We start from the raw sequence: 4,664 nt of genomic DNA, 5'->3' as shown, positions 1-4,664 counted from the left end.
TTCATTACAATTACCACCCATTATTTATGTATGCTATAATTATAATGCATCTTGGGGATAAATTGCATCAATCAGATATTTCCAATAATCTACTACCCTAAGATGTCAATGCCTGAGTAGTAACGAATTAAGCTTATTTGCCCACTCTTTTTCTGGTTCAGGAGCAACAGCTATAACTTCATGCCCGTTTCTATACATCGTTTTCATCATATCTCCTCGAAAATTCATAAGTGTATTAGCTGAAGTAGATAAAACCAGAACTTTCATATTTTCACCTCTATATATAAAATAAATTATTTAGCAATCGGTGTACTATCAGAAGTTGTTGCTACTTCACGCTTTGCTGTAGATTGCTTAACATGTGATTCATACAAGCTCATTATTATACCTAGTATGATAAGAGATAATATTAATGATAATCCTATTGTAAAATAATGCCCTATGTATATGATTACTCCTACTGCGACAAATAAAATAGATATACTACATATGATATATACCGTCTTTTTTTGGCTGTATCCCATATTAAGTAATCTATGATGTATATGGTCATTGTCTGCAGAAAATATATCTTTCTTGCTAAAAAACCTTCTAAGAATAGCACAACCTGTATCAAATAATGGTACACCAAGTATTAATATTGGTGCAACAATTGACGCCTTGTTATTAGATGTATTAACACTCATTATAGATAGTATGCTTAGTATATAGCCTAAAAAAGTACTACCTGCATCACCCATAAATACCCTTGCAGGATTTTTATTATAAAAAAGAAAACCAATAATACTACCTAAAAGCGATAATGCCAAAACAACCATCAATTGGTTATTACTAATAAAGCCTATAATTACAAACCCTATTGCTACAATAGCACTAAGTCCTCCCGCCAGACCATCCACTCCATCTACTATATTTATTGCATTTATAACACCTACTATCCATAAAACAGATATGATAATATCAAATATAGCGATAAAAACATCCTTCTTTATAAGATATTGTCCTATATCCAATCTATCAATTGAAATAGCTATATATAAAGCACAGCCCAATTCTATTAACATTTTAAATCTAGCTGGGATATCATACATGTCATCTAAAAGCCCCATAATAAATATTGTAAAGGATGTAATAATGAAACCTGTTATTCTAGCATCTATTCTAACAAACATTAAAAAAGCAGATATAAACCCTAAATATATTGCTACTCCTCCTAAAAGGGGGATACTGGATTTATGAATTTTTCTTTTAAAATCTGGCTTATCGTAGATACTAAATTTTTTAGCTATCTTTATTATAAATGGCATAGTTGCAGTAGAAATACATAGAGACATAAAAAAAGGTAAATATGTGGCCATGTAACACTCCTCCATCTAATGAAAATGCAAAATGTTACCCTAGCCCTATGGACTCTATGGCAAAGTTTTCATATAATGCTAAGTAGCTAGGGAATTAAAAAAAGACATAGCTTCGCCATATCCCCCTCCAACAGCGGATATATTTGGCTGGCTATGTCCTCCTTAAAGGTTATCCAGGCCGCAACACCGGGTAACCTCGTTTGGATTTTGTTAAAATTCTCTGGTTATCATGTGGGCCCCCAGGTCCACTTTTTTTTCGTGATTTAAAATCTTAATCACAACTTTTACTCGTTTTTTTCTATTATCATATTTTAATATAATACCTTCGAGCCCTTCTAAAGGGCCTTTTTTTACCCTTATCTTTTCTCCCTCTTTATAGAGCTCAGAAAAGTCAATTATCTCCCCATATCTTGTAAGGGCGAGTATTATATCCATCTCATCCTCCGATATGGGCGTTGGAAAACTATCAGTTTTAAGTACGGACAACACCCTTGGTGACTCCTTTAGCCTATAGTACACAGCAAGGTTGTCCATATCGGTATTTACCAGTACATACCCTGGAAAAACCTTTAATATCCTCTCATAGTTTTTACCCTGCCTTCGCTCTATGAGCCTCCTCTTTGGCACTAGAGTCCTTATGCAGTCATCTGAATACACTATGCGGATAAACTTTTGCAGATTTTCCTCCTGATTTGCTTCTACAAAAAGTGCATACCACTGCACACTCCTCCCTCCAAACCCTTAAATTGTTTCTTTTTCCATTATATCATTTAAAGAACCAAAATCTTTTCCTTTTATATTTTTTAGGTGGAGGAATATTTATTTTTTCATTTTTTAAAAGCCTATCAGGTGTATTAAAAAGTATATCTTCTGCCTTTTCATCTCCCGCCCATTGGATAAGCACTTCCTTAGCCCTCTTCATATAAGGCCCCCTCCTGCCTTTCGAATGGGCATCGGTGCCTATCATATGCACCATGTCATGGGTTACAAGTACTTTTGCGCATGTCCTTACATGGGAGCCAAAAAGACCATAGAGGCTTCCCGATGTTATCTGGGTTAAGCACCCTGCATCCACAAGGTCATATAGTACATTAGGATCGTCTATTATCGCGCTGTTTCGCTCTGGATGGGCTATTACAGGTACAAATCCCTTTAGCTGAAGCTGATAAAAAACATCCCGAGCAAACATGGGTACCTCAAACGCCGGCATCTCCACAAGTATATAGTGGCTGCTTCCAAGGGTTAGAGAATCTAAAATATCCATCTCAAGAATCCCAGGATCCATATATACCTCAGCCCCCTTGAGTATCTCAATATCAATACCCAGTGCATGGAGAGAAGGCTTTAACAAGCCTATCTTTTTATCTATATTTGCCAAAAAAAGCTGTGGGTCCTCAACATCTATAAAATGCGGAGTTGCCACAATTGTATGTACACCTTCATTGAATGCAATGCTGCCCATCGCAATGGACTGCTCTATGGACTTTGCACCATCGTCCATATCCCATAGTATGTGGGAATGCATATCAAACATTTGACTCACTGCCTCTTATGGAAACGGTATTTGACGATTTTCCCTTTTTCTTTGATTTATGCTTTTTTCTATTTTCTGAATTATCATCGTAGTAATAATAGTAGTAGTTATTGTAATAATAGCTATTTCCCTTTGTTGGAATACCATTTATTATAGCCCCTAGTATTCTGGCTCCTACCTTATCCAGCTGTGCCTTTGCAATGGTTGCAGCCTCGGTAGTAGTTTCTCCATACTTTAGTACCAATATGATGCCATCTGCCATCCTAGATAATACAGATGCATCAGTAACCGGCAGTAGTGGGGGCGTATCTAGTATTACCATGTCATATTCTGCTTTAGCAGCATCTAAAAAAAACTCCATCCTGTCCGAGCCTAAAAGCTCTGAAGGATTTGGCGGTTTAGGACCACTTGTTATTATCCTAAGATCTTCTTCCCCTACATCATTGGTTATTTCTCTATAATCGATACCTTCCGACAGTATATTGGTAAGCCCCATCATATTTACTATGTTAAAAGTTTTATGTATTGCAGGCTTTCTAAGGTCGCAATCTATTAAAAGCACCTTTTTTCCCGTCTGAGCTATGGATATTGCAAGGTTTGCAGCTGTTGTACTCTTACCTTCACCGGGGCTGCAGCTAGTCACTATTATGCTATTTAGTGAGTTGTCAAAGGATAGATACTGTAGATTTGTACGCAGCGTCTTGTATGATTCGGCCACTGGGGACCTTGGATTTCCATTTATTATTAGTTTATCTGATCTTTGCATGATACACCTCACATCATTCGCTTATATCCGGTATGGTACCTAGTACTGGGATGCCTAAATATTTTTCCACATCTTCAGGCGTCTTTATGGTATTATCGAGGTACTCCAGTATAAATGCTACCAATAAACCTATCATTATGCCAAGGACTGCTGCGATTGTCACATTTAGCATACGTCTAGGCTTTACCGGCTTGTCAGGCACCTTTGCCATGTCTATTACCTGTACATTGTCCATCTTCATTGTCTCTACCACTGCATCCATGAATACCTGCGCAACGCCATTTGCAAGATCTGCAGCAAATTGCTTGTCCTTATCCTGAACGGAGATCTTTATAATCTCAGTATCCTTTATGGATGTCACTGTGATCTTTTCCTTTAGATCCTCAGGCTTTTCATCGATGTCCATATTTTTTATTACCTGCTCTATTACCTTGTTACTACTGGCAATGGTGCTGTAGGTATTAACAAGCTTTTGATTGAGCAGTATATCATTGTACTGTATGTCTACCTTTTGACCATCTTCACTTACCTTGCTAACCATAAGAGTTGTATATGTCTCATATATGTCATCTACAATAAAAAAGCTAAATAGTGCAGTGACCAAAACAGCCGTTATGGTTATAAGTGCTATGATACCAGCATGTTTTCCAATGACTTGAAAAAACTCCCTTAGATCCATTGTCTCTTCCTGTTCCATTGACCTCTCCTTTGCTAATTAAACCCCAATTAAGGCTATATTATACATATTATAATAAACCTAGGGATTAAGTCAATACATTATACATTTTTGTTATCTATAGTATGGCAATAAAAAAAATGTAATTAGTTTAACAATATTGTAACACATTTTTTCCAAAAAAAAAATGTTTGTATCCCCTCTGATTGCGTCAATTTACTGTAGGGAAAAGAAAAATACAGCCATCCTGATAAATAAATTAGCATTGTATCCGGTCACACTCTTGACGACAAGCATCGCCCATATGATTTGTCAGCCAGGGCGGCCTCC

The 4,664-nt window shown here is 36.7% G+C and carries 6 protein-coding genes; all 6 read right to left on the bottom strand.

What is annotated here, in order from left to right:
• Positions 1-105: 105 nt before the first annotated feature.
• On the bottom strand, positions 106-267 hold the full coding sequence (locus EJN67_RS14095; protein ID WP_165000892.1) for a glycosyltransferase family 4 protein: 162 nt from the start codon (positions 265-267) through the stop codon (positions 106-108).
• A 26-nt stretch (positions 268-293) separates the two neighbouring features.
• A complete protein-coding gene (locus EJN67_RS13745) occupies positions 294-1,358 on the bottom strand; it encodes a glycosyltransferase family 4 protein (RefSeq protein ID WP_165000891.1) in 1,065 nt (354 codons plus the stop codon).
• Positions 1,359-1,568: 210 nt separating this feature from the next.
• Positions 1,569-2,081 carry an antiterminator LoaP gene (gene loaP / locus EJN67_RS13740; protein ID WP_129724998.1) on the bottom strand — a complete coding sequence of 171 codons (513 nt, stop codon included), beginning with the start codon at positions 2,079-2,081 and terminating at the stop codon, positions 1,569-1,571.
• A gap of 43 nt (positions 2,082-2,124) precedes the next feature.
• Positions 2,125-2,892 carry a tyrosine-protein phosphatase gene (locus EJN67_RS13735; RefSeq protein WP_129724997.1) on the bottom strand — a complete coding sequence of 256 codons (768 nt, stop codon included), beginning with the start codon at positions 2,890-2,892 and terminating at the stop codon, positions 2,125-2,127.
• On the bottom strand, positions 2,885-3,658 hold the full coding sequence (locus EJN67_RS13730) for a CpsD/CapB family tyrosine-protein kinase (protein WP_129724996.1): 774 nt from the start codon (positions 3,656-3,658) through the stop codon (positions 2,885-2,887). Before EJN67_RS13730 ends, EJN67_RS13735 begins: the two co-directional genes overlap by 8 nt.
• Positions 3,659-3,671: 13 nt before the next feature.
• The gene (locus EJN67_RS13725) at positions 3,672-4,355 is read right to left on the bottom strand and encodes a YveK family protein (protein ID WP_129724995.1); all 684 of its coding nucleotides are present in this window, start codon (positions 4,353-4,355) and stop codon (positions 3,672-3,674) included.
• Positions 4,356-4,664 lie beyond the last annotated feature (309 nt).

Source organism: Xylanivirga thermophila, assembly GCF_004138105.1.
GTDB lineage: Bacteria > Bacillota > Clostridia > Caldicoprobacterales > Xylanivirgaceae > Xylanivirga > Xylanivirga thermophila.
This window is presented reverse-complemented; position numbering and strand designations above follow the sequence as displayed.

What these genes read in the sequence shown, in the direction of transcription:
- EJN67_RS14095 (WP_165000892.1), bottom strand. Translation starts at nt 267, where the DNA reads ATGAAAGTTCTGGTTTTATCTACTTCAGCTAATACACTTATGAATTTT.
- EJN67_RS13745 (WP_165000891.1), bottom strand. Translation starts at nt 1,358, where the DNA reads ATGGCCACATATTTACCTTTTTTTATGTCTCTATGTATTTCTACTGCA.
- EJN67_RS13735 (WP_129724997.1), bottom strand. Translation starts at nt 2,892, where the DNA reads ATGTTTGATATGCATTCCCACATACTATGGGATATGGACGATGGTGCA.
- EJN67_RS13730 (WP_129724996.1), bottom strand. Translation starts at nt 3,658, where the DNA reads ATGCAAAGATCAGATAAACTAATAATAAATGGAAATCCAAGGTCCCCA.
- EJN67_RS13725 (WP_129724995.1), bottom strand. Translation starts at nt 4,355, where the DNA reads ATGGAACAGGAAGAGACAATGGATCTAAGGGAGTTTTTTCAAGTCATT.